Annotated in this window: 23 protein-coding genes; 19 read left to right on the top strand and 4 right to left on the bottom strand. The window is 67.8% G+C overall.

Features of this window, described 5'->3' with window-relative positions:
• Nucleotides 1-50: 50 nt before the first annotated feature.
• Nucleotides 51-1,370, top strand: coding sequence for an ATP-binding protein (locus tag AC3A6F_RS12470; protein WP_487681114.1), 1,320 nt, complete (start codon nt 51-53; stop codon nt 1,368-1,370).
• Here the strand turns inward: AC3A6F_RS12470 and AC3A6F_RS12465 are convergent.
• Nucleotides 1,357-2,715: a cysteine hydrolase family protein gene (locus AC3A6F_RS12465; RefSeq protein WP_487681112.1), complete on the bottom strand. Its 1,359-nt coding sequence runs from the start codon at nt 2,713-2,715 to the stop codon at nt 1,357-1,359. The two genes, AC3A6F_RS12470 and AC3A6F_RS12465, sit on opposite strands and share 14 nt — an antisense overlap.
• Before the next feature lie 268 nt (nt 2,716-2,983).
• Between AC3A6F_RS12465 and AC3A6F_RS12460 the strand changes: the two genes are divergently transcribed.
• The 4 genes from AC3A6F_RS12460 to AC3A6F_RS12445 all read left to right on the top strand — a co-directional run bounded on the left by AC3A6F_RS12460 (nt 2,984) and on the right by AC3A6F_RS12445 (nt 7,956).
• On the top strand, nt 2,984-3,688 hold the full coding sequence (locus AC3A6F_RS12460) for an SDR family oxidoreductase (RefSeq protein WP_487681110.1): 705 nt from the start codon (nt 2,984-2,986) through the stop codon (nt 3,686-3,688).
• Nucleotides 3,689-4,100: 412 nt separating this feature from the next.
• Nucleotides 4,101-4,640, top strand: a complete 540-nt coding sequence (locus tag AC3A6F_RS12455; protein WP_487681108.1) for a 2Fe-2S iron-sulfur cluster-binding protein — start codon at nt 4,101-4,103, stop codon at nt 4,638-4,640.
• Nucleotides 4,637-5,623, top strand: a complete 987-nt coding sequence (locus AC3A6F_RS12450) for an FAD binding domain-containing protein (protein WP_487681106.1) — start codon at nt 4,637-4,639, stop codon at nt 5,621-5,623. Before AC3A6F_RS12455 ends, AC3A6F_RS12450 begins: the two co-directional genes overlap by 4 nt.
• Before the next feature lie 11 nt (nt 5,624-5,634).
• Nucleotides 5,635-7,956, top strand: coding sequence for a xanthine dehydrogenase family protein molybdopterin-binding subunit (locus AC3A6F_RS12445; RefSeq protein ID WP_487681104.1), 2,322 nt, complete (start codon nt 5,635-5,637; stop codon nt 7,954-7,956).
• Between the two features lie 45 nt (nt 7,957-8,001).
• On the opposite strand, the gene AC3A6F_RS12440 is transcribed toward AC3A6F_RS12445, so the two are convergent.
• From AC3A6F_RS12440 to AC3A6F_RS12430, 3 genes are read right to left on the bottom strand one after another with little or no spacing between them, the layout of a single operon-like run.
• The gene (locus tag AC3A6F_RS12440) at nt 8,002-9,369 is read right to left on the bottom strand and encodes a VWA domain-containing protein (protein WP_487681102.1); all 1,368 of its coding nucleotides are present in this window, start codon (nt 9,367-9,369) and stop codon (nt 8,002-8,004) included.
• Nucleotide 9,370: 1 nt separating this feature from the next.
• Nucleotides 9,371-9,988 carry a TadE/TadG family type IV pilus assembly protein gene (locus tag AC3A6F_RS12435; protein ID WP_487681100.1) on the bottom strand — a complete coding sequence of 206 codons (618 nt, stop codon included), beginning with the start codon at nt 9,986-9,988 and terminating at the stop codon, nt 9,371-9,373.
• Nucleotides 9,989-10,028: 40 nt separating this feature from the next.
• Nucleotides 10,029-10,463, bottom strand: a complete 435-nt coding sequence (locus AC3A6F_RS12430; RefSeq protein ID WP_487681098.1) for a TadE/TadG family type IV pilus assembly protein — start codon at nt 10,461-10,463, stop codon at nt 10,029-10,031.
• Between the two features lie 128 nt (nt 10,464-10,591).
• Between AC3A6F_RS12430 and AC3A6F_RS12425 the strand changes: the two genes are divergently transcribed.
• From AC3A6F_RS12425 to AC3A6F_RS12360, 14 genes are all read left to right on the top strand, one after another.
• Complete coding sequence (locus AC3A6F_RS12425) at nt 10,592-12,313, top strand: sensor histidine kinase (RefSeq protein WP_487681096.1); 1,722 nt, start codon at nt 10,592-10,594, stop codon at nt 12,311-12,313.
• A gap of 24 nt (nt 12,314-12,337) precedes the next feature.
• Nucleotides 12,338-12,991: a response regulator gene (locus tag AC3A6F_RS12420; RefSeq protein ID WP_487681094.1), complete on the top strand. Its 654-nt coding sequence runs from the start codon at nt 12,338-12,340 to the stop codon at nt 12,989-12,991.
• 217 nt (nt 12,992-13,208) lie between these two features.
• Entirely contained in the window at nt 13,209-13,343 is a 135-nt protein-coding gene (locus AC3A6F_RS12415; protein WP_487681092.1) for a hypothetical protein, read from the top strand.
• Nucleotides 13,344-13,378: 35 nt separating this feature from the next.
• Complete coding sequence (locus AC3A6F_RS12410) at nt 13,379-13,561, top strand: Flp family type IVb pilin (protein WP_487681091.1); 183 nt, start codon at nt 13,379-13,381, stop codon at nt 13,559-13,561.
• Nucleotides 13,562-13,643: 82 nt separating this feature from the next.
• A complete protein-coding gene (locus tag AC3A6F_RS12405) occupies nt 13,644-14,231 on the top strand; it encodes an A24 family peptidase (protein ID WP_487681089.1) in 588 nt (195 codons plus the stop codon).
• On the top strand, nt 14,228-15,583 hold the full coding sequence (locus AC3A6F_RS12400; protein ID WP_487681087.1) for an ATP-binding protein: 1,356 nt from the start codon (nt 14,228-14,230) through the stop codon (nt 15,581-15,583). The genes AC3A6F_RS12405 and AC3A6F_RS12400 overlap by 4 nt, the downstream gene beginning before the upstream one ends.
• On the top strand, nt 15,576-16,439 hold the full coding sequence (gene cpaB, locus AC3A6F_RS12395) for a Flp pilus assembly protein CpaB (protein WP_487681085.1): 864 nt from the start codon (nt 15,576-15,578) through the stop codon (nt 16,437-16,439). Before AC3A6F_RS12400 ends, cpaB begins: the two co-directional genes overlap by 8 nt.
• A gap of 14 nt (nt 16,440-16,453) precedes the next feature.
• Nucleotides 16,454-17,896, top strand: a complete 1,443-nt coding sequence (locus tag AC3A6F_RS12390) for a type II and III secretion system protein family protein (RefSeq protein WP_487681083.1) — start codon at nt 16,454-16,456, stop codon at nt 17,894-17,896.
• A 2-nt stretch (nt 17,897-17,898) separates the two neighbouring features.
• Nucleotides 17,899-18,141, top strand: coding sequence for a hypothetical protein (locus AC3A6F_RS12385; RefSeq protein WP_487681081.1), 243 nt, complete (start codon nt 17,899-17,901; stop codon nt 18,139-18,141).
• Between the two features lie 19 nt (nt 18,142-18,160).
• A complete protein-coding gene (locus AC3A6F_RS12380; RefSeq protein ID WP_487681079.1) occupies nt 18,161-19,339 on the top strand; it encodes a CpaE/TadZ family protein in 1,179 nt (392 codons plus the stop codon).
• 28 nt (nt 19,340-19,367) lie between these two features.
• Entirely contained in the window at nt 19,368-20,756 is a 1,389-nt protein-coding gene (locus tag AC3A6F_RS12375) for a TadA family conjugal transfer-associated ATPase (RefSeq protein WP_487681077.1), read from the top strand.
• Between the two features lie 19 nt (nt 20,757-20,775).
• The gene (locus AC3A6F_RS12370; RefSeq protein ID WP_487681075.1) at nt 20,776-21,750 is read left to right on the top strand and encodes a type II secretion system F family protein; all 975 of its coding nucleotides are present in this window, start codon (nt 20,776-20,778) and stop codon (nt 21,748-21,750) included.
• A 20-nt stretch (nt 21,751-21,770) separates the two neighbouring features.
• Complete coding sequence (locus AC3A6F_RS12365) at nt 21,771-22,700, top strand: type II secretion system F family protein (RefSeq protein ID WP_487681073.1); 930 nt, start codon at nt 21,771-21,773, stop codon at nt 22,698-22,700.
• Nucleotides 22,701-22,807: 107 nt separating this feature from the next.
• Nucleotides 22,808-23,023 carry a hypothetical protein gene (locus tag AC3A6F_RS12360; protein WP_487681071.1) on the top strand — a complete coding sequence of 72 codons (216 nt, stop codon included), beginning with the start codon at nt 22,808-22,810 and terminating at the stop codon, nt 23,021-23,023.
• The last annotated feature ends 32 nt before the right edge of the window (nt 23,024-23,055 follow it).

Genomic DNA, 23,055 nt, shown 5'->3' with positions numbered 1-23,055 from the left:
TTGATCCAAGTCATATGATCGTAATCATAAGATTGACGGGGAGGTGGCTGATGGACATGGAAGGCGAGCTGCTGTTCGGCCCCTTTGTGCTGTCGCTCGACCGGCGCGAGCTGCGCCTGGACGGGCGCGCGCTGCCCCTCGGCGCCCGTGCGCTGGAGCTGCTGGCGCTGCTGGCCTGGCGCGCCGGCGAGGTGGTAGGCAAGGAAGAGATCGTCGCCCGCCTGGCGCCTGGCGCCGACATCGAGCAGGGCCGGCTGCGCGCCCACGTCGCCGCCCTGCGCCGCGCGCTCAGGGATGGCGAGGATGGCGGCCGCTACATCGTCAACGTCCTGGGGCGGGGCTATGTGTTCGTCGCCGCCGTGCGCCGGGCCAGGCCGGCCGTCGTGCCGAGCGTAGCGGATCTGCCGGACGGCGCCGCGCCGCTGCTGGGCCGCGAGGAGACGGTTGCGTCACTGGCCCGCCTGATCGGCGAGCGGCGCCTGGTGTCGGTTGTCGGCGCCGGCGGCCTGGGCAAGAGCGCGCTGGCGCTGGCGGTGGCGCGCCGAGTGGCGCCGCGGTTCGACGGCCGCGTGGCCTACCTCGACCTGGCGCCGCTGGCCGACGGCGCCCTGCTCACGGATGCGATCGCAGGCGCGGCGGGGCTGGCGGTGGGCGGCTCGTTCCCGCGCCTGTGCGCCGCCCTGGCCGAACGGCGCCTGCTGCTGGTGCTGGACAACTGCGGCCACCTGGCCGATCCGACGGCGCTGCTGGCCGAGGCGCTGCTCGAGGCCGCGCCCCAGCTGTCTCTGCTGGCCACCAGCCGGGAGGCGCTGGACCTGCGCGCCGAATGGGTGCACCGGCTGGCGCCCCTGGCCTTGCCGGCGGCGCAGGAACTGTTCGCCTTGCGCTGTGGAACCAGGCCCGATGCCGCCGCTCGGGCGCTGGCGGCGCGACTGTGCCGTCAGCTGGACGGCAACCCCTTGCTGATCGGCCTGGCCGCGGCGCGCGCCAGGACTCGCGGCATCGAGGCGCTGCCCGGCGGGGTCGAGGCGCTCTGCGGCGCGGGCGGAGAGCAGGAAGGACGCCACCGTTCGGCCGACGCCCTGCTGGACTGGAGCTGGCGCCTGCTCGCGCCGCGCGAGCGCGCCGTCCTGCACCGCCTGTCGGTGTTCCCCCGCAGCTTCACCCTCGACGACGCTGCCCGGGTGTGCGCCTGCCCCGAAATCGACGGCGCCGCCGTGAAGTGGTGCCTGTCGGGGCTCGTGGCCCGCTCGCTGGTCGAGGTCGATTATGGGCGGCACGGGGTGCGCTACCGCCTGACGAACGCTACCCGCCACTACGCCGGCGAGGCGGTGGCGCGCCGTGAGGCGTCGGCCCTCATGCCGTCGTGACCTCGTCCGTGGAGCGCATGTCGGCATAGGCGAATCCAAGCGCCGCCATGAAGGCGGCATGGGCGTGCGCCGCCGGCACCCTGAGCCCGCCGAATTCCAGGTCGCGCGAGGCGCAGGCGTCGTGCACCACCGTGACCTTGAAGCCGAAGTCGTTGGCGGCGCGGCTGCAGGCGTCGACGCACATATGGCTCATGGCGCCGCAGATCACGACTTCGTCGACCTGGTGGCCGCGCAGGATGTACAGCAGGGCGGTGTCGCGGAACGAGTTGATGTGGTGCTTGAGCAGCACCGGCTCGCCCTCGATCGGCGCGGCCGACGGGTGGATCGCGGCGCCTTCGGAGCCGGGCGCGAAGAACGGCGCGCTGGCGGCGTCGGGGAACTCGTGGCGGATGTGGACGATCGGCGTGCCGCTGGCCCGGTAGTGGCGCAGCAGCCGGCCGACGTTGGCGCTGGCGGCGTCCATGTTCGCCAGCTCCCAGCGGCCGTTTGGAAAATAGTCGTTCTGGACGTCGATGACGATCAGTGCCTGCTTGCTCATGGTGGCTCCTCGTGGTGGTTGTGGTGATGGTGGTGGTGGGTGCGATTGGTTGACCTTGCCCGTCAGCGTCAGTTTCCCCGAAGCGACCTTGAACACGTCGGCCACGCACAGCAGCGGGCTGTGGACGCTGGCATTGACCCGCAGCGCCGCCGTGACGCCGTCGAAGCTCGCCGCCTCGACCACGCCGATGTCGTCGAACGGCACCTTGACCTCGAGCGAGTCGGCCTTGAATACCGGGTGCCAGCCGGGGCTGTCGAGCAGGATCGGAAACCCCAGCCAGGTCTTGGGCAGGCGCGGTTTGGCGCCCTGGGGGATGTCGACGACCTTCAATGCATCCTTGCCGCAGGCGTCATCCTTCGTGAGCACCACCCAGTGCGAGTGCCACAGGTTGCCGTCGTTGCCGACGTCGCCGTCTCCGTTCTCGTCGTACAGCGGGGTGTCGTCGAAGTCGGGGTGGGAGGTGACGGCGAAGGCCAGGATCCCGGCCTTGCTCTCGAACCCGACCGCATAGGGGTCGATGGTCGTCGGCCAGACGTAGGAAAACACGGCGCTGCCGCCCAGCTTGCCGTTCTTGGTCGGATAGGTCTTGCCGGCCTTGCCGGACACCGCGATGTGGAAGGTGGCGACATTGCCCTCGGTGGTAATTTTTGTGTGGACGATGTCGTAGTCGGCCTTCACGCCCTTGGCGGCAGGAGTCTGGATGCCCCCTGTATGCGCCTTGCCGCCCTGGTGGGCGGTGGCCGTGGAAGCGGCGCCGCAGGCGGCGAGGGCAAGGGCGGCGGCGAGGATGGTGCGCATGGCGGTCATGGAGGCTCCGTGGCGGTGGTGGCATTGGCGGCGGTCTGATGCCGCAACTGTCATCGAGCTTAGTCGGCCCATGGGGCGCCGGTTGTAAAGACGTGTGATGAGATGTGCCGCGCGGACATGGGCGCAACCAATGGGAGAGATGGACGGCTTGCGCCGGATCGAACGCACGCCATTTCACAAGGATTTACTGCGGCGGCCCGCGGTCTGACCTTAGTATCGGAGCATCGCCGGAGCTTTCGTGCATCCGGCATCGACTCGGGAGAGCGTCATGAAGGTCAGGGATTCCGTCGTACTCATCAGCGGGGCGAACCGGGGGCTGGGCCGCGCCTGGGCCCGGCTCCTGCTCGAAGCCGGGGCGCGCAAGGTGTATGCCGGCGCCCGCGATCCGCGCAGCATCGACCTGCCGGACGTCATTCCCGTCGAGCTCGACATCACCGACCCGGAGCAGGTGCGGCGCGCGGCCGCCGAATGCGGCGACGTGACGTTGCTGGTCAACAATGCCGGCATCGTGCGCGGCGGCCATGTGTTCGACGACGAGGCCGTCGACCGCGCGCGGCAGGAGCTCGACACCAACCTGTTCGGCACCCTCGCCATGTGCCGCGCCTTCGCGCCCATCCTTGTCGCCAACGGCGGCGGCGCCATCGTCAATGTGTTGTCGGTGCTGAGCTGGATCAGCATCCCGGGCGGCGCCACCTACGCCATGTCGAAGGCGGCCACCTGGTCGATGACCAATGGCGTGCGCATCGCCCTCAGGCCGCAGGGCACGCAAGTGGTCGGCTTGCATGTGGCCTTCATGGATACCGACATGACCTCCGGCATCGACGCACCGAAGGCATCGCCCCAGGACGTCGTGGCCCAGGCCATTGCCGCCATCGAGGCGGGACAAGAAGAAGTGCTGGCCGATGCGCTCACGCGCGAGGTCAAGCGCGGCCTGTCGCTCGAGCGCGGCGTCTACCTGGATGCGGCCAGCTGAATACATTGACACAACACGGGCGCCATCGGGCGGCCGCATCGAATGGGAACTGACCGATGAGCATCTCAAGAAGCGGGGCGAAGCAGCGCGGGAAGGAGCCTCGACGGCAAACAAGCGGCGATCCGCAGGCGTCTCCGGACCCGCACCAGGAAGCAGCGCTCGACGAAGCGCTTGCCGAATCCTTCCCGGCCAGCGACCCCGTGGCGGTCTCGATCAGCACGGTCGCTCCGGGGGAGAAGCCGCGTCTTGCACGATCCTCCGAACCGCCATCCTGAGCCTCAAGCGTGCGCCTTTTCTGCACGGCTGACTCTACACTTGGTACTCGTTATCGGAACACATACGGTCACTTTGCACATGATTTGCTGCATGCGTTTGCAGGCAGGCGACCGCCACCCGAGAAGGAGTTTCTACCGTGTCGACCACCATCACCATCAACGGAAACACCGTCGCGCTGCCGAGCGATCCGCGCGTTTCCCTGCTCGATTTCCTGCGCGAGCACCTGGGTCTCTGCGGCACCAAGAAGGGCTGCGACCAGGGCGCCTGCGGCGCCTGCACCGTGCTGCTCGACGGCGAGCAACGCATCCTGTCCTGCCTGGCCCTGGCCGTGCAATACCAGGGCCGCGCGATCACCTCGGTCGAGGGCCTGGCCACCGACGGCCAGCTGCATGCGCTCCAGCAATCCTTCATCGAGCATGACGGCTTCCAGTGCGGCTATTGCACGCCAGGTCAGATCTGCTCGGCGCTGGGCATGGAAGCCGAGCTGCGGCGCGGCGTGCCGAGCTACGTGACCGAAGACATCGGCGCCGGGACCGTCGCGTTCAGCGAGGACGAGGTGCGCGAGCGCATGAGCGGCAACCTGTGCCGTTGCGGCGCCTACAACGGCATCGTGGCGGCAGTCACCGAACATCATGTGCGGCTGCACGGCAAGGCTGCGTCCGGGGAGGCCTCATGAATCCGTTCACGTTCGCCCGCGCCCTGGATGCGCAGGACGCCGTACGCCAGGGCGCGGCGGCGGGCAGCCGCTATCTCGGCGGCGGCACCAACCTGGTCGACCTGATGCGCGAGACCATCGAGCGGCCGGCGCAGCTGGTCGACGTCAGCGGCCTGTCGCAACAGATCGAAGAGCGTCCCGACGGCAGCCTGCTGGTCGGCGCCGCCGTCAGGAACACGGCGCTGGCCGAGCACCGCGCGGTGCGCGAACGCTTTCCGCTGCTGTCACGCGCCATCGCTTCCGGCGCCTCGGGCCAGATCCGCAATATGGCCACCGTGGCCGGCAATGTCCTGCAGCGTACCCGCTGCACCTATTTCTACGACCGCGACGGCGCCCACTGCAACAAGCGCAATCCGGGCGAAGGCTGCGACGCGCTCCAGGGCGTGCACCGCATGCACGCGGTGCTGGGCGCCTCGAGCGCCTGCATCGCCACCCATCCGTCCGATATGTGCGTGGCGCTGGCCGCGCTCGACGCCGTGGTCCACCTGCAGCGCGTGGGCGGCACGCGCCAGGTGCCGTTCACCGGTTTCCACCTGCTGCCTGAGGATCGCCCGGAGCGCGAGACCGTCCTCCACCCCGGCGAGCTGATCACGGCGATCGAGATCCCGGCGCTGGCCTTCGGCGCCAACTCCACCTATCGCAAGGTGCGTGACCGCGCCAGCTATGCCTTCGCGCTGGTGTCGGTGGCAGCTGCGCTCGACGTCCGGGACGGGGTGGTCAGCGAGGTGCGGCTGGCGCTGGGCGGCGTGGCGCACAAGCCGTGGCGCGCGTCGACGCTGGAGCAGATGCTGCGCGGCCAGCCGGCCGATGCGGCCCATTTCGAGGCCGCGGCGCGCGCCGAGATGGCCGACGCGAAGCCCTTGCGCGACAACGCGTTCAAGATCCCGCTGGCGCAGCGCACGATGGTGGCGGTGCTCGACCGCCTGGCCACCGTGCATTCCTGAGGAGACGGACCATGAAGATCGTGCAGAACATCCAGAAGGCCGGCCAGGCGATCATGCAGAAGGCGGTGGCGCTCGCGCCCGACCGCTACGTCACGGGTGGCAAGCCCGACCCGCTGACGTCCAGCGACGATCCGCTGATCGGTGCGCCGGTATCGCGCCTGGACGGCCCCGTCAAGGTAAGGGGCGAAGCAAGATATGCCGCCGAGTTCGCGCTGGACGGCATGGTGTATGGCGCCCTCGTATACAGCACGGTGGCGAAGGGACGCATCGCCGCCCTCGACGTCGCGAAGGCCGAGGCGGCGCCCGGCGTCGTGTTGGTGATGAGCCACCTGAATGCGCCGAAGATGCAGCCACCGCCACTCCTGATGCGCGAGCCGCTGGGCGGCAGCGGGGACGCGCTGCCGGTGTTCCAGGACGACCGCGTGCACTGGAACGGCCAGCCGGTGGCGGTGGTGCTGGCGGAGACCCGCGAGCAGGCCGAGCACGCCGCGTCCCTGGTGCGCGTGCGCTACGACGTCGAGGACGGGGTGACCAGCATGGATGCCGCGCGCGCGGCCGGCGTGAAAGTGGCCGAATTCATGGGCGCGCCGCTGCAGGACATCATCGGCGACGCCGAGGCCGCGCTGGCGTCCGCGCCGCAGCGGGTCGACGCGGTCTACCGCACCCCGCGCCAGAACCATCATGCGATCGAGCTGCACGCGGTGACGGTGGCCTGGGAGGGCGAGGTCCTGCGGGTCCACGACTCGACCCAGGGCGTCGTCAACGCCGCCTTCACGCTGGCCCAGGTGTTCGGCATCGCGCAGGAACAGGTGCGGGTGACGTCGCCCTTCGTCGGCGGCGGTTTTGGGGGCAAGCTGGTGTGGCGCCACCACTTGCTGGCCGCCGCCGCGTCCAAAGTGTCCGGCAGGCCGGTGCGCATCATGCTGTCGCGCGAAGGCGTGTGCCGCGCCGTCGGCGGGCGCACGGTGACCGAGCAGCGGGTGGCCATCGGCGCCGACCGCGACGGCCGTTTCGTGTCCCTGATCCACACCGGCGTGGCCGTGATGACCGAATACAATGCGATGCCCGAGCCGTATATCCACAATGCGCGGGTGCTGTATGCGGCCCCCGCCATGAAGCTCGAGGTGCAGGCGGTGACCATGAATATGGTCGCCAACGTCCCGATGCGCGCGCCGGGAGAATCGGTCGGCTCGTTCGCCCTCGAAAGCGCGGTCGACGAGCTGGCCGAGCAGCTGGGCCTCGACCCGATCGTGCTGCGCCGGCGCAACGAACCGGTGCAGGATCCGACCGCAGGCACGCCGTTCTCGTCGCGCCACCTGATCGAAGCCTATCGCGCCGGCGCCCAGGCCTTCGGCTGGCAGGAGCGGCACGCCAGGCCACGCATGCGCCAGGAAGGCGAATGGCTGGTCGGCCTGGGTTGCGCCAGCGCGGTGTTCCCCTATTATCGGATGGAAGGCGGGGAGGCCCGCATTGTCCTCTCGCGCGACGGCCACGCGCGGGTGTCGGTCGGCGTGCACGAGATGGGGATGGGCACGGCCACCGCCCAGACCCAGCTGTGCGCGGTGCGCCTTGGTTTACCGATGGACAAGGTGAGTTTCGACTATGGCGACTCGGCGTTGCCGGGCGCGGTGCTGGCGGGCGGCTCGCAGCAGACGGCCGTGGTCGCGGCGGCGGTCAAGGCCGCGCACGCGGCGCTGTGCGCCGAGCTGCTCAAGCTGGCCGGACGCGAATCGCCGCTGGCGGGCTTGAAGCCTGAACAAGTGCGGTCCCGCGACGGCGGCCTGTGCAAGGTCGACGATGCCGGCCGCTGGGAGAGCTACGCCGACATCCTGGCCCGGGCCGGCCGCGACGAAGTGGATGTGACGGCCAAGGCGCCGCCGTCGCAAGAGAGCGAGCACTGGTCGATGCATTCCTACGGCGCGATCTTCTGCGAGGCGCGGGTCAATGTCGTCACCGGCGAGCCGCGCGTCACGCGCCTGCTGGGCTCCTTCGATTGCGGCCGCATCCTCAACGCCAAGACCGCCGCCAGCCAGTTCCGCGGCGGGATGATCATGGGCCTGGGCGCGGCGCTGATGGAAGAGACGCATTTCGACGAGCGCAACGGGCGTGTCGTGAACGCCAGCCTGTCGGAATACCACGTCCCGGCCCACCTGGACGTGCCGGAGGTCGAGGTGATGTGGCTCGACATACCCGATCCGCACGCGCCGGCCGGCATGCGCGGGGTGGGCGAGATCGGCATCGTCGGCACGATGGCGGCGATCGCCAACGCCATCTATAACGCGTGCGGCAAGCGGGTCAGGGAGTTGCCGATCACGCTGGATAAACTGATGTGATCCGGCGGCGAGGGCGCCCCGGCGGCTGCCGGGGCGCCCAAGCGCTTATTTCGAGATGCGCAGGATGGCCGAGGCCAGGCGCGAGAAGCAGGGCGTCAGGTCGGCGTCGGAGGCGGCGTAGCAGTACATGCCGACCGGCTGGTTGGCGTTCTGGCAGCGCTTCGGTGCATCGACGGAGTTGGCCATGCATTTCAGGATGGTTTCGCCGTTGCTGGTCGTATCGCTGGTTTCAATATCTTTCAGTCCGGACCCGAACCCAAGCGTAAAGACGACAATGCCTTCGCTACGCGCCTTGGCAGCTGCGGCTTCGGCAAGATTGCGCGATGCGCGCAGGATGTTACGTTCGTAAAGGGCCGGCGTGCTGATGTCGGCGGTAACCTGGCGTGGCCCGTCTGTCACGACGGGAAACTCGCGTACCGAACTGCTGCGCGCGTTGTACCACTCGGGCAGACGGCGCACCGTCGGAACCGGTTCGTTACGCCGGGTGGAAAAGTTATAGGCCATGCGCCAGGTCTTGCAGCCCTCACTGACATACCGCTTCTCGCTCGATCCCAGCTCGGCCAGACCGGCTTGATTGAGCACGCGGTCGATCGAGCCCGCGGTCTTGCAATCGCCCGGATTGTTGAACTCGGGGAGGGCTCCGAAGGCCGTCGGTGCGCCGTCTGAGAAGAACACGATCACCCGCATCGTCGAGCGGTTACCGGCAGGAACCAGGTTGAGCTGGCGGCGTGCTTCCCACATGCCTTCAAAGGACGCCGTGCCGCCGTCGAACACATAGCCGTTGATTGCATTGTTCATCGTGGTGCGGTTGAATCCGCGTGCCGAGGGGTTGATCGGACTGTCAGCCTCCACCCCGGTAGCGAAGTGGAGGAGCGCCACCCGGTCCTGGGTCACATTGAATTTGCTGAGGAAGCTCTTCGAGGATGCCTTCACTGTCGCTGCTGAATCCTCCAGCGAGCCAGAGGTATCGATCACCAGCGCCATGTCCAGGTCGTTGCGGATGGTCTGCGCGGCCGCCACCGGCGTCAGCGATTCGAAGCCCATCACCTGCATGATCGACACCGGCATCTTCGCCTCCGCCTCGACGTCGATGATCGCCTGGCCACCCTTGAACGTCACGTTCGTGCTCAGGATCCGCGGCGCAGAGAGCAGGTAATTGGTGGGTATATTGGCCGCGAAGAAATCCGCCGCCGCGGTGCGCGCGCTGGCGATCTGAGCGGTCTGGGTATCGCCGGTGGTGACGGCGCGGGCGCCGGCGAGAGCGGCCGAGTCGACCGCCGCATTCAGGCGCGCCTTGAGGAGGTAAGCCAGGCCGGCGTCGATCGTCAGGCCCACCACGCCGAGGAGGACGAGCATGGCGATGGCCACCATGATGGCGACAGCGCCGCGCTGCCGGTGAAGAGTCGGACGCATATCAGAATACACTCATGGAATACAGGTCGGGCCCGAAGGCGGGCAGGGCATCCTTGCGGAATGAAAACGCGCTGACCAGCATATCGAACTTATAGAAGGTCTCAACCACATAGACGATCTCGCCATTGTCTAGCTTGTTGGTCAGCACGGCGACGGCGGGCCGCGACGTACTACTGATGCTGGAGCACTTGCCGGCGCTGTTCCACGAGCCGCAGGCATGGACCCGGCTGGTTGGCTGGTAAGTGCTCCTGCGGGCGCCGAGGTTGCGCGCGGCATCGTCCCAGCGGTACTGGTCCAGCACGACGCTGCGCGTTCCTCCGGTGCCAGTCACGCCCATCACGCGCGTGATGTACATCATGCCTTGCTGATTGACGTTCAGCGGCGGTGCACTCGCCATCACGGCATAGATGACATCCTGGCTCTCGTCATCGAGGTCGGCGCCGCCGCGCGCGACCAGGTTGGCCCCCTCGCGCGCGATATTGGTCATGATGATGTTCGCCTGCAAGGCGCGGGCGCCGTCGATGGCGCACAGCGCCAGGATCACCAGCATGGGCAGCAGCAGGGCGAGTTCGACTGCCGCAACGCCGCGCTCGGATTTGCGGATTTTCGGTACAGTCATGACGGATTTGCGCGTTCTAAATTGCATCAGGTAAAGAGAATCAGGGGAATATTTCGTTGCGCATGGTCGCCGCGACCGTGAAGCGGTAGGTGCCGTTGGTGAAGAAGCTCGACAGGATCGGTGTCGTCACCGGCCAGCTGCAGTCGAGCTGGATCACGAGGATGTCCCCGGGTGCGCCGAACATGCCTTTGCTGTACGTTGCATATTTGGTGCCATTGACCGAGACCTGGGGCGAAGTGCGCGCGAACATCCCGATCGAGTTGTCGCGGATCCTCGCGATGACGACCGCGGGATCGGCGGTCTGTCCGGTGACGGCGTAGCGGCCGCCTTCACGTACCGCATACTGCATGGTCAGGGTGGCGAAGAACATCATGCTGAACTCGATGATCGCGACCAGCACCAGCAGGAAAACCGGGGCGATGATCGCCATCTCGACGATCGTGGCGCCGGTTTGACGTCGGGGAAGGGAATACATCGTTGTCCAGAAAATTTTACGGAAAGTAATACTTGGCATGCGGTAAGCTTCGGGAATTCTACAGGGCAAAATTCATTTCCCGCATCGCTTTTAGAAAGGATTCAACGCCGCTGTCGGCGCCACACAACATGAATTGGCTAGCTAGCATCGTCCCTTCCTTCCTTCGTTCACCGGTTCGCGCGCGCGCGGGCCAGTCCAGCGCCGAACAGCGCGTGGCCGCCGCCGACGCCGAGGTGTGGATGGTGTTCGGCATGCGCGTGCTGCTGGCCGTGTCGGCGCTGCTCACCCTGTTCATCGGGCCGGGCAGCGTGACGGTCTCGGGCGAATGGACCACGGTCGTGCTCGCGGCCTATGTCCTGCACAGCCTGACCCTGCTGGTGATCGCCGGCTACCGCGCCGGCTTTTCGCACGGTCCGCTGGTGTACTGGATCGACATCGCCTGGTATGGCCTGATCGTCTGGGCCAGCGGCGGCAGCTCCAGCCCTTTCTTCTCGTTCTTCTTCTTCGCCATCCTGGCGGCATCTTTCCGTCATGGCTTCGACGTCGGCGCCAAGCTCACCCTCGGTTCGGTCGGCGTGGTGACGCTGTCGGTGCTGGCGGCGCGGGGCCTGGCGTCGGTTCACATCCTGCTGCTGCGCGCGACCTTCGTGCTGGCGCTCGGCTATATGATCGCGTTCTGGGGCGGCCTGGCGGTCGACCAGCGCCGCCGCCTGGCGCTGCTGCGCGACGTCAGCCGCCTGTCCAATCCCCGCTTCGGGGTGCAGCACACGCTGGACTCGCTGATGGAGAAGATCCTGCGCTTCTACGGCGCCGACAGCTGCGTGCTGCTGATGCAGGACAGCCATGAGCGCTGGGTCATGAGCACCGCCCACCATCCGAAAAGCGGGCGCGCGATCAGCCGCAGCAGGCCGGATGCGGCCGATATCGAGCCGCTGCTCGGGCTCGAGGATGGCGCCACCCTGTACCAGGCGCCGCCGCGCCACTTCGGCCTGTTCGTGCTGGGGCGCGCCACGGCATTGCAGCAGGGTAAGAGCGCACGCGACTGGCTCAAGGCCGATTCCGACGCCTGCGGCCACGTCGCCGACCTGCTCGACGCCAGCGGCTATATCAGCACCTCGCTGCCCCTGCGCAAGGGCAGGGGCCGCATCATCGTCACCGGCTCCCGGCTCAAGCGCAGCGACGCCAGTTTCCTGAAACATATCGTGCAACAGGCGTTCCCGGTCATCGAAACCATCGACCTGCTCGACCGCCTGGCGTCCGAAGCGGCGTTCCGCGAGCGCCAGACCATTGCCCGCGATTTGCACGACAGCACAATCCAGCCGTATATCGGGCTGCGCCACGCGGTGGCCGCGATCCGCAACCAGGCCGGCGACGACAGTCCGGTCACGCCCGAGCTGGACCGCCTGATGGCGATGTGCTCGGGCGTGATCGGCGATATGCGCGATTTCGCCCAGCGTTTTCGCAGCGGGCGCCAGGAAGAGCCGGAACTGCTGATCGCGCTGCGGCGCCAGCTGCGCCAGGTCGAGACCTTCTATGGCCTGGATGTGATGCTGGAAATGCATGCCGACAGCGCCATCAACGACCGCATGGCGGCCGAGGTGTTCCAGATCGTCACCGAAGGCATCAGCAATATCTGCAAGCATACGCGGGCGCGCACGGCCGGCGTCGTGGTCGAAGAAGAGGGCGGTACGCTCGCCATCGATATCTTCAACCCGGCGGCCGTGGCCGGACAGGCCGCTGCGCCATTCCTGCCGCGTTCGATCGCGGAGCGCGTCCAGGGGCTGGGCGGCAAGCTGGAAGTCGAGGCCGACGGCCGCCAGACCCTGCTGCGCATCCGCATTCCGATCTGAACACCCCTCGTTTCAAGGAGAAACATGACCATTCGTATCTTGCTGGTCGACGACCATAAAACCATGTTGTGGGGCCTGGAGCGCCTGATCCAGGCCGAGGGCGACGCCTTCCAGCTGGTCGGCAGCGCCAGCGACGGCATCGAGGCCAGGGCCTTGTGCGCCGAGTTCAATCCCGACATCGTGCTGCTGGACCTGGACCTGAAAGGCAGCAGCTCGATCGACTTCCTGCCGGCGCTGGTCCAGAACGGGACCAGCAAGGTGGTCATCCTGAGCGCCAACCGCGACCAGGCGACCCTGGCGGCGGCGGTCAAGGCCGGCGCGCGCGGCGTGGTCAGCAAGGAGGCGCCGACCGACGACGTGCTGGCGGCCGTGCGCAAGGTGCATGGCGGCGAGCTGTGGCTCGACCAGACGCTGATGCAGGTCTTGCTGGGCCAGCTGGTGGCCCCAAGCCCGAAGGCAGATCCCGAGGCACAGCGCATCGCCTCGCTCACGGCGCGCGAACGCGAGGTGATCGGCATGATCGTGCAGGGCAAGGGCGCCTTGAACAAGGACCTGGCCGAGCGCGCCTTCATCTCCGAGCGCACGCTGCGCAACCACCTGACCACGATTTACCAGAAGCTCGACGTGGCGAACCGCCTGGAACTGTACGTCTACGCCACCAAGCACGGTCTGTCCTGATCGTTCCCCCCGCCGGCGCCCGCCCGGGGCGTCGCATTCTCTCGGTAATCCCCCTCCCACACGGCGTCTAGGACATATGTCCTGGGCCGCCACGGCAAGAAGTCCTCCTCAAAAAGGTAGTTTTGACGGATGGCAACAAAACCGCCGATCCGTAAGATTCAACTCATGCGCTGCGTTTCGTTTCATGCGGAACGGCGGCAAGAGGACAGGAGCGAACGTGTACGACAAGGAAGACAATCCGGAGCAGCATTATGAAAGAAGCGAAAGCCCGGCGATGTCGTACCTGGTCCTGAGCGTCCTGCTCGCAGTCGTCTGCTTCATTGCGGCAATGGCCGTGTGGACGAGCGCATAAAGCCCAACTTATTTATATACCTGAAAGGAAATACCATGAACTTCATCGCCAACCTGATCAAAGAAGAAGACGGCGTCACCGCAATCGAGTACGCACTGATCGCCTCGCTGATCGCCGGCGTCATCATCGCCGCAGTCAGCCTGCTGGGTGGCAACATCAGCGCCCTGTTCACCACCCTGGCGGACCGCATCAAGGCCAAGACCCCGACCGCCGCTTAATACCTGGCGTTACGGCCGCCCTCGGGTGACCACTGTCCGGCACTGGATTTTCGTGCCGGATTTTTTTTGACCGGAGCCCAACTTGACAACCCTGCCACATCTGCTGCCGCTCTTGATTCTGCTGGCCCTGCTCGGCGCCGCCGTCTGGCACGACGTGCGCGCACGCCGCATCCCGAATGCCGTCGTGTTTCCCGGCATGCTGGCGGCGTGCGCGCTGCACGCGCTGCTGCCGGCGGGGCAGGGCCTGTTCGCTCCGCAGATGGGCGGCCTGGGCCTGCTGCAGTCGCTGGGCGGCTGGGGCCTGGGCCTGGCGCTGCTGCTGCCGATGTATGCGCTGCGCCTGATGGGCGCCGGGGACGTCAAGCTGCTGGCGATGGTGGGCGCCTTTGTCGGCGCCGGCCAGATCCTGACGGTCGGCCTGATCACCCTGGCGGCCGGCGGCGTGCTGGCGCTGGCCTTCGCCGCCTGGCAAGGCCAGCTGCGCCGCCTGGTGGGCAACGCCTGGCATATGGCGATGCACAGCGCCTACTCGGCTCTGGCCGGCAGCATCGCCGCACCAGTGACACCGCCCGAGGCGGCCAGCGGCCGCCTGCCGTACGCGGTGGCGATCGCCGCCGCCACCGTCGGCTGCGTGCTGTGGATCGGCGTGCATGGGGAGTTGCCGCTGTGACCCATGCGCTGCTGGCTCCGGCCAACGCCCGTGCCCCGCGCACGGTGGAAGATACCGGCCTGCCATTCTTGTTTTTGGCCGAACTGATCTCGAAAGTGCTGTTCCAGCGCGGCCAGCTGCGCCTGGCCGAACTGGCCAGCCACCTGAAACTGAACGTCAGCGTCATCGATCCGCTGGTCGCTTTCCTGCGCGCCGAGAAGCTGTGCGAGATCGCGCGGGTGGGAAGCAGCGGCACCGACGCCGACCTGTCGTACATCCTGACCGACGCCGGCCGCGCGCGCGCCGCCAACGCGGTCGCCCGCAATGCCTATGCCGGCCCGGCGCCGGTAACCCTGGCTGCCTATACCGCCCAGGTGCAGGCCCAGAGCGTGGCCGCGATGCAGGTGACGCGCGCCGCCATGGCGGCCGCTTTCCAGGGTGTCGTGGTCAACCCGCTGGTGCTGGACCAGCTGGGCGCGGCGATGAATTCGGGCCGCGCGATCTTCTTGCACGGCCTGGCCGGCAGCGGCAAGACCTATCTGGCCGAGCGCCTGCGCGACCTGCTGGTCGGCACGGTCTCGGTGCCTTACGCCCTGATGGTGGACGGCGAGGTGATTCCCTTCTTCGACGCCCTGCAGCACGTGGCGGCGGACGAAGGCGTGGCCACCGGCCTCGGGCTGGATCGCGGCAGCGCGCCGGACGCGCGCTGGGTGCGCGGCGTGCGCCGCCCGGCGGCACTGGCCGGCGGCGAGCTGACCCTGGACATGCTGGACCTGAGCTTCGACCCGCACACCCGCCTGTACCAGGCGCCGCCGCACCTGAAGTCGAACAACGGCATCTTCATCATCGACGACCTGGGGCGCCAGCGCTGCACCCCGGAAGCCCTGATGAACCGCTGGATCGTGCCGATGGACCGCAGCGTCGATTACCTGACGCTGCACACCGGCCACAGCTTCCAGATTCCGTTCGACGTGATCGTCGTGTTTTCGTCGAACTTCGTGCCGCAGCGCCTGTCGGACGGCGCCTTCCTGCGCCGCCTGGGCTACAAGATCGAAGTGCCGCCGGCGTCGATTGATGAATACGCGACGCTGTTCCGCCAGGCATGCGCCTCGGCCGGCGTGGCGTTCGACGGCGCGGCCTTCGACTACCTGCTGGCGCGCCACTGCGAGCGCATGGTGCCGCTGCTGGCCTGCTACCCGCGCGACCTGGTGCGCCAGTTGCGCGACCTGGCGCGCTACGAAGAGCGCGCCCCTGAACTGAACCGCCAGACCATCGACTGGGCCTGGGACAACTATTTCGCCGCCGGCGCCGCCGGCCGCCCTTTGGAGCTTGAGCGCCGCGAACGCGGCGCCGTGGAGTACAACAATGCGTAAATCTGTAACAAGTTCGCGAGCCTTCCTGATCATCGGCGTGGCCCTGGTGCTGGCGCTGGGCGCGGTCGTGATGGCCGCCAAATGGATGGGCGAGCAAGGCCCGTCCGGCACCCGTGTGGTGGTGGCGGTCGCCAACATCAACCAGGGTTCGCGCCTGGCGCCGACCAGCCTGCAGCTCGCCGACTGGCCGGCCACCTCGGTGCCGCCGGGCGCGATCCTTGACATCAAGGCCCTCGAAGGCCGCATTGCGCGCGCCGAGATCCTGGTCGGCGAGCCGGTGACCGAATCGAAGCTGGCGCCGAAAGGCACCCTTGGTGGCCTGTCGGCCGTGGTCAGCGCCGGCAAGCGCGCCATGACGGTGCGCGTCAACGACGTGGTCGGCGTGGCCGGTTTCGCGCTGCCCGGCAACTACGTCGACATCCTGGTCAACCTGCAGGCTACTGGCAGCGACCTGGCCGCCTCGCCATCGATTTCGAAGATCGTGCTGGAACGGATCCTGGTGCTGGCCGTGGCCCAGGAATCGACGGTCGATGACAGCAAGCCGCGCGTCGTGAACGCAGTCACCCTGGAGCTGACCCCGGACCAGGTGGAAAAACTCGACCTGGCGCGTTCGATCGGCGAGCTGTCGCTGGTGCTGCGCAACCAGGTCGACCCGCAGCCGGCCGCCACCACCGGCGCCACCCGCGAGTCGGTGCTGGGACTGCCCGAGCGCAGCCCGGCGCCGGCGCCTGCGGTCGCCCACGAACCTGCCTATGAACCGGCGCCACGTGCGGCCGCCCCGGTGCGCCAGGGCGCCCCGCGCGGCGACGGCGTGCTCGTGATCCGCGGCCTGGACGCCGCTTCGCAAAGCTTTTGATTGAAGACCCCATCATGAATCCATCGTTCAATAAAACCCTGCTGGCCTCACACCTGACCCTGGCGCTGGCCATGCAGGCCGGCCCGGCATCGGCCGCCGACTGCATCGACTTGCGCAGCGACGCCGCTCCGCGCCTGGAACTGGTGCGCGGCAAGTCGGTCATCAAGCGCTTCTGCACGCCGGCCGCCCAGGTTACGGTGGGCGACCCGCAGGTGGCCAACGTGGTGGTGCCCAATTCCGGCGAAGTGGTGATCGTGGCGCGCAGCGTCGGCACCACCAACCTGATCGTGTCGGGCCGCGACAAGAAGTCGACCGTGGTCGACATCGCCGTCGGCGTCGACACCTCGGTCCTGCGCAGCCAGTTCGACACGCTGTTCCCGCAAGAGAAGGACGTGCGCATCGGCAGCAGCGGCAACGCCCTGATCCTGTCGGGCATGGTGAGCGACGCCGTCGTTGCCAGCCAGCTGGTGGAGCTGGCCACCGCCTTCCAGGCGATCGGATCGTCCGGTGGAGAGTCCAACAGCGGGGCAGGCAGCCCGTCGCCGGCCGGCGTCGGCGCTCCCGCGGCCGCGGGCGCCGGCGGCGCGGCGCCGTCGACTGGCGCCAAGGTGCTCAATATGCTGTCGATCGCCGCCCCGCAGCAGGTCATGCTCGAAGTGAAGATCGCCGAGGTGTCGAAGTCGCTGGTCGACCAGCTGGGCGCCAAGGCCGGCTATGCCAAGACCAATGGCAGCTGGACTTATGGCGTGGTTTCGAGCCTGCTGAGCGGCGGCGCCGGTTCGATCGGCGGCGTCGGCGCCGGCATCAAGGAACTGACGATCGACGGCGAGAAGCGCGACGGCCTGGTCAAGATCCTGGCCGAGCCGAACGTGATGGCCGTGAGCGGCCAGGAGGCGAGCTTCCTCGCCGGCGGCAAGATCTTCATCCCGGTCGCCCAGTCGTCCGGCGGCGGCACGCCGACCATCACGCTCGAAGAGAAGGAATACGGCGTGGCGGTGAAGTTTACCCCGACCGTGCTGGCCGGCGGCCGCATCAACCTGCGCGTGGCGCCGGAAGTGTCGGAGCTGAACCGCGAAGGCATCGGCATCTCGACTGGCGGCAGCAGCAACGCGAGCGCGATCCTGCCGTCGTTCACCACCCGCCGCGCCTCGACCACGGTGCAGCTGCTGGACGGCCAGAGCTTCGCCATCGGTGGCCTGATCCGCAACAACGTGACCAGCAATATCAAGCGTTTCCCCTTCCTGGGCGAAGTGCCGGTGCTGGGCACGCTGTTCCGCAGCAGCGACTTCCAGAACGACCGCACCGAGCTGGTGTTCATCGTGACGCCGCGACTGGCCAGGCCGATGGAAACCGTGCCGGCGCTGCCGACCGATCATTACGTGCAGCCGAGCCGCACCGAGTTCCTGCTCGGCGGCCAGCATGAAGGCCAGCGCGCCAGCGCTACCTCAAAGGAGTAATCATGAAAACCATCCTGTGCGCCAGCCTGCTGGCTTTCCTGGGCATCCTGGCCGGTTGCGCCACCGACGGCCCGGCCACCAATGGCGACAGCGTGCGCGCCATGCTCGCCAGCCAGACGGCGCCGCCGCAGCCGCGCGTGGAGCGGGGCAGCGACGCCCGCGCGGCCGTCGCGGCCTATGCCAATTACCAGAACTCCTATGTGACGCCGACGTCGCAGGGCGACGCCAGCGCGTTTGGCAAATAAGAGAGCAGGGAGAGCCACCATGAAGATCGCAGTCCTTTCGCGCGACGAGCGCCACCTGATCGAGCTGTCGCGCCAGTTGCGCGCCCGGCCGGGCAGCGACGAAGTCGACATGATCGCCGGCACCGCCGCGCGCCTGTCGACGATGGCCGACGAGGCCGTGCCAGACCTCCTGATCGTCGACGCGCCGCGCGCCGACGAGGGTGAGCTCGACCAGCTCGAGCGCCTGGGCCACCTGTTCCCGCGCATGGCCTTCATCGTGTTGTCCGAAGACCTGTCGCAGGACTTCCTGCTGCGCGCGATGCGCGCCGGCGTGCGCGAAGTGCTGGCGGCCAAGCCGCTGCCGGCCGACCTGGTCGCGGCCGTCGACCATGTCGCCGAGAAGCTGGGCAGCCAAGGCGCGGCCCAGGGCCGGGTGCTGGCCTTCATTTCGTGCAAGGGCGGCAGCGGCTCGACCTTCCTCGCCACCAACCTGGCCTACGCCCTGAGCGCAGGCGGCGCCAAGCGCGTGGCGCTGATCGACATGAACCTGCAGTTCGGCGACGCCTCGCTGTTCGTCTCGGACAGCAAGCCGCTGGCCACGCTGTCGGACGTCGCGACGCAGATCCACCGCCTGGACCCGTCCTTCCTGTCCTCAAGCATGGTCAGCGTGACGCCCAACTTCAGCGTGCTGGCGGCGCCGTCCGATCCGGCCCACGCCAGCGACGTCAAGCCCGAACACATCGACGCCATCATCAAGCTGGCGCGCCGCCAGTACGACTTCATCGTGCTCGACGTCGGCCGCAGCCTGGACCCGGTCAGCATCCGCGCGCTGGACCACGCCGACACCATCTACCCGGTGTTGCAGACCACCTTGCCCTATATCCGCGACGGCAAGCGCCTGCTGACGGTGTTCCGCAACCTCGAATACGGCAACGACAAGGTCGAGCTGATCGTCAATCGCCATGACAACAACAGCGACATCCGGCTCAAGGACCTCGAAGAGGCGTTCGACACCACGCACCTGCGCACGATGCCGAACCATTACGACGCGGCGGCCAGGTCGGTCAACCAGGGCGTGCCGGTCACGCGCCTGGCGCCCGACAGCCAGCTGAGCATGGCCCTGATGACGATGGCGCGCGGCCTGACCGGCGAAGCCGCGCCGGTGCAGGGCGCCAGCCTGATGACGCGCTTCTTCAAACGCAGGAAGACCGACGTCTGACCGTCGCCCGAGATAGAGAAAGACCGAGATGAACATGACGCCACCATCCTCCCTGCGCGAACGCCTTGCCAGCATGAGCGGCAGCGCCGGCACCAGCATTGGCGCCGGCGCGATCACGCGCCCGGTCGCCCAGCGCGGCGGCCCGATCGACAACCGTGCCTACCACCAGCTCAAGGCCCGCATCCACGAGGCGCTGCTCGACCGCGTCGACCTGGAGAGCATGCAGCGCCTGAACCAGGACCAGATCCGCCAGGAGCTGCGCCTCTTGGTCGAGCGCCTGCTCGAAGAAGAGATGGTCGTCATCAACGACGCCGAGCGCAAGACGCTGACGCGCGACATCCAGAACGAGATGCTGGGCTTCGGCCCGCTGGAGCCGCTGCTGGCCGATCCGAGCGTGTCGGACATCCTGGTCAATACCCACAAGCAGGTCTATGTGGAGCGCCGCGGCAAGCTGGAGCTGACCGACGTCACCTTCACCGACGACGCCCACCTGATGAAGATCATCGACAAGATCGTCTCGCGCGTGGGCCGCCGCATCGACGAATCGAGCCCGATGGTCGACGCGCGCCTGCCGGACGGCTCGCGCGTGAACGCGATCATCCCGCCGCTGGCGATCGACGGCCCGGTGATGTCGATCCGCCGCTTCTCGGCCGATCCGCTGCGCCTGGCCGACCTGGTCTCCTACGGAAGCATGACGGCCGACATGGCCGAGGTGCTGCAGGGCCTGGGCAAGGCCAAGGTCAATATCCTGATCTCGGGCGGCACCGGCAGCGGCAAGACCACCATGCTCAACGTGATCTCGGGCTTCATCAGCCACAGCGAGCGCGTAGTGACGGTGGAAGACGCGGCCGAGCTGCAGCTGCAGCAGCCGCACGTGGTGCGCCTGGAAACCCGTCCCGCCAATATCGAGGGCAAGGGCGAGGTGAGCCAGCGCGCGCTGGTCAAGAACGCGCTGCGCATGCGCCCCGACCGCATCATCCTGGGCGAGGTGCGCGGCGAAGAGGCGATGGACATGCTGGGCGCCATGAACACGGGCCACGAAGGCTCGATGGCGACCATCCACGCCAACACCCCGCGCGACGCCCTGACGCGCCTGGAAAACATGATCAGCATGGCGGCGCCGAACCTGCCGCCGAAGGCGATGCGCCAGCAGATCGCGTCGGCGGTCGGGGTGGTCGTGCAGGTGTCACGCCTGACCGACGGCAAGCGCAAGGTGCTGTCGATCTCGGAAGTAACGGGCATGGAAGGGGAGGTGATCACGATGCAAGAGATCTTCACCTTCCGCCAGACCGGCGTGGCCGAGGACGGCGCCGTGACCGGACAGTCGAGCGCCACCGGCGTGCGCCCGCATTTCGCCGAGCGCCTGCGCACCTTCGGTGTGAATCTGGCGCCGCACATCTTCGAGCCGCGCGTCTGAGCGCCGAGCGAAAGCCGACATGGACACCACCTTCATCCTGTTCATCCTGATGCTGTTCGCGGCCGTCATGCTCCTGGTCTGGGGTGTGTACGCCGCCTGGCAGGCCAGCCGCGATCCCGAGGCCGAGCGCGTCGCGCGCCGCCTGCGCAGCGTCATCAAGAGCGATACCCGCCAGGAAGACGTCACCATCACCAAGGATCGCCGGCTCTCCGACAATCCCGATCTCGAGCCGCTGCTGCGCCGCCTGCCGCTGGCGCGCCGCCTCGACCGCATGCTGGTGCAGGCCGGCAGCGCCCAGCTGGTGGCCTCGCTGCTGGCGGTGTGCGCGGCCTGCTTCGGCGCCGGCCTGGTCGCCGCGCTGGTGCTGCGCCTGCCGCTGCCCGCTGTGCTGGGTTGCGCGCTGGGCGCGGCCGGCCTGCCGCTACTGCGCCTGGGGCGCGCGCGCGGCCAGCGCATGGTGCGCTTCGAACGCCAGCTGCCCGAGGCGCTGGACATGATGGGCCGCGCGATGCGCGCCGGCCATGCCTTCCCGACGGCGCTCAAGCTGGTGGCCGACGAAGTGGCGGCGCCACTGGGCGAGGAGTTCAAGACGGCGTTCGACGAAGTGAACTTCGGCGTCTCGATGGCCGATGCGCTGAACAACCTGGCGCAGCGCGTGCCGAGCATGGACTTGCAGTACTTCGTGGTGGCGGTGCTGATTCAGCGCGAGAGCGGCGGCAACCTGACCGAGCTGCTGACCTCCATCGCCACCATCGTGCGCGACCGCCAGAAGCTGGCAGGCCAGGTGCGCGTGCTGTCGGCGGAAGGGCGGATCTCGGCCTGGGTGCTGTGCCTGCTGCCGTTCGGCGCCGGCACCATGATGTACGCGGTCAATCCGGAGACGATGGGCGTGCTGGTGAACGATCCGGTGGGACGCCAGCTGACCGGCGCGGCGTTGGGCATGATGGCTTTCGGGGTGCTGGCGATCCGCAAGATCGTCCGCATCCGCATGTAAGAACTTTCAGGATCAACAAGATGACGATGCCTCAAATCGTGATGCTGGCGGCGATGTTCGTGCTGGTGTTCGGGATCGCCGTGGCGGCCATGATGCTGCTGACGCGCGACCCGGTGAAGGCGCGCCTGGTGGCGCTCGATGAACGCGACACGCCTGCCGCCCGCCGCACCGACGGCTGGCGCGAGCGCCTGGCGCGCCTGGCCGAGCCGCTGGCCAAGCTGTCGGTGCCGGCCGAGGGCTGGGAGACCTCGCCGGTGCGCCTGCGTTTCATCAACGCCGGCTGGCGCGCGCCGTCGGTGCCAGGCCTGTTCCACGCCGGGAAGACCGCGCTGACGATCGGCCTGCCGCTGATCGTGTATATCGCGCTGCCGCACCATAACGAGCGCCCGCTGGTGCTGACCTTCCTGTACCTGGTCGGCTCGGCCGCCGTCGGCTACTACGTGCCGGACATCGCCCTCAAGCGCCGCATCGCCAACCGCCAGCGCGAGATCTTCGAGAGCTTCCCGGACGCGCTGGACCTGATGACGGTATGCGTCGAGGCCGGCCTGGCGATGGATGCGGCACTGGCGCGGGTCGGCAACGAGATCGGCCTGAAAAGCCCGGTGCTGGCCGAGGAACTGCAACTGGTGACGCTGGAACTGCGCGCCGGTAGCGGCAAGGAGAAAGCGCTGCGCAACCTGGCGCTGCGCACCGGCGTCGAGGACGTCGACGCGCTGGCCAAGATGCTGATCCAGGCCGAGCGCTTCGGCACCAGCATCGGCACCGCGCTACGCGTGCAATCCGAACAGCTGCGCACGCGGCGCCGCCAGCTGGTCGAGGAGAAGGCGGCCAAGATCGCGACCAAGCTGCTGTTCCCGCTGATCTTCTGCATCTTCCCGGCGCTGCTGGTCGTGCTGCTGGGGCCGGCGGTGTTGCAGATCATGCGTTCGGTGATGACGGTGGGGGTTTGAACGCCAGATAGATGATTTGTGAATGGCAATCATCATGGATTGCAATTTGATTTCTATCTGAGAGGGCGCATACTGGAGTCATACCAGCCCACACACGAAAGAAGATCATGTCCACCCTGTCGCTCCGCCCAAGCCTCGCAGCCCAGCTGTCGGCCTTCGTCGCCACCCTCGCCAATTTCGTCAGTGCGAAAGCGGCGCCGGGCGCCGTCGCCCGCAGCGCCGACGCGGGCGACGTCTGGGCCTTGTACCGCATGACCCGCGGCGCCGATGCCGTCGCTCCGGCCGTTGCTCGCCGCCTGGAAGCGCACGCTCAAGCGAAGTAATCACACTGCGCCAGCTTGACGACGCCCCGCCT

This window comes from Massilia sp. Soil_C_3, assembly GCF_057657035.1.
This window is presented reverse-complemented; position numbering and strand designations above follow the sequence as displayed.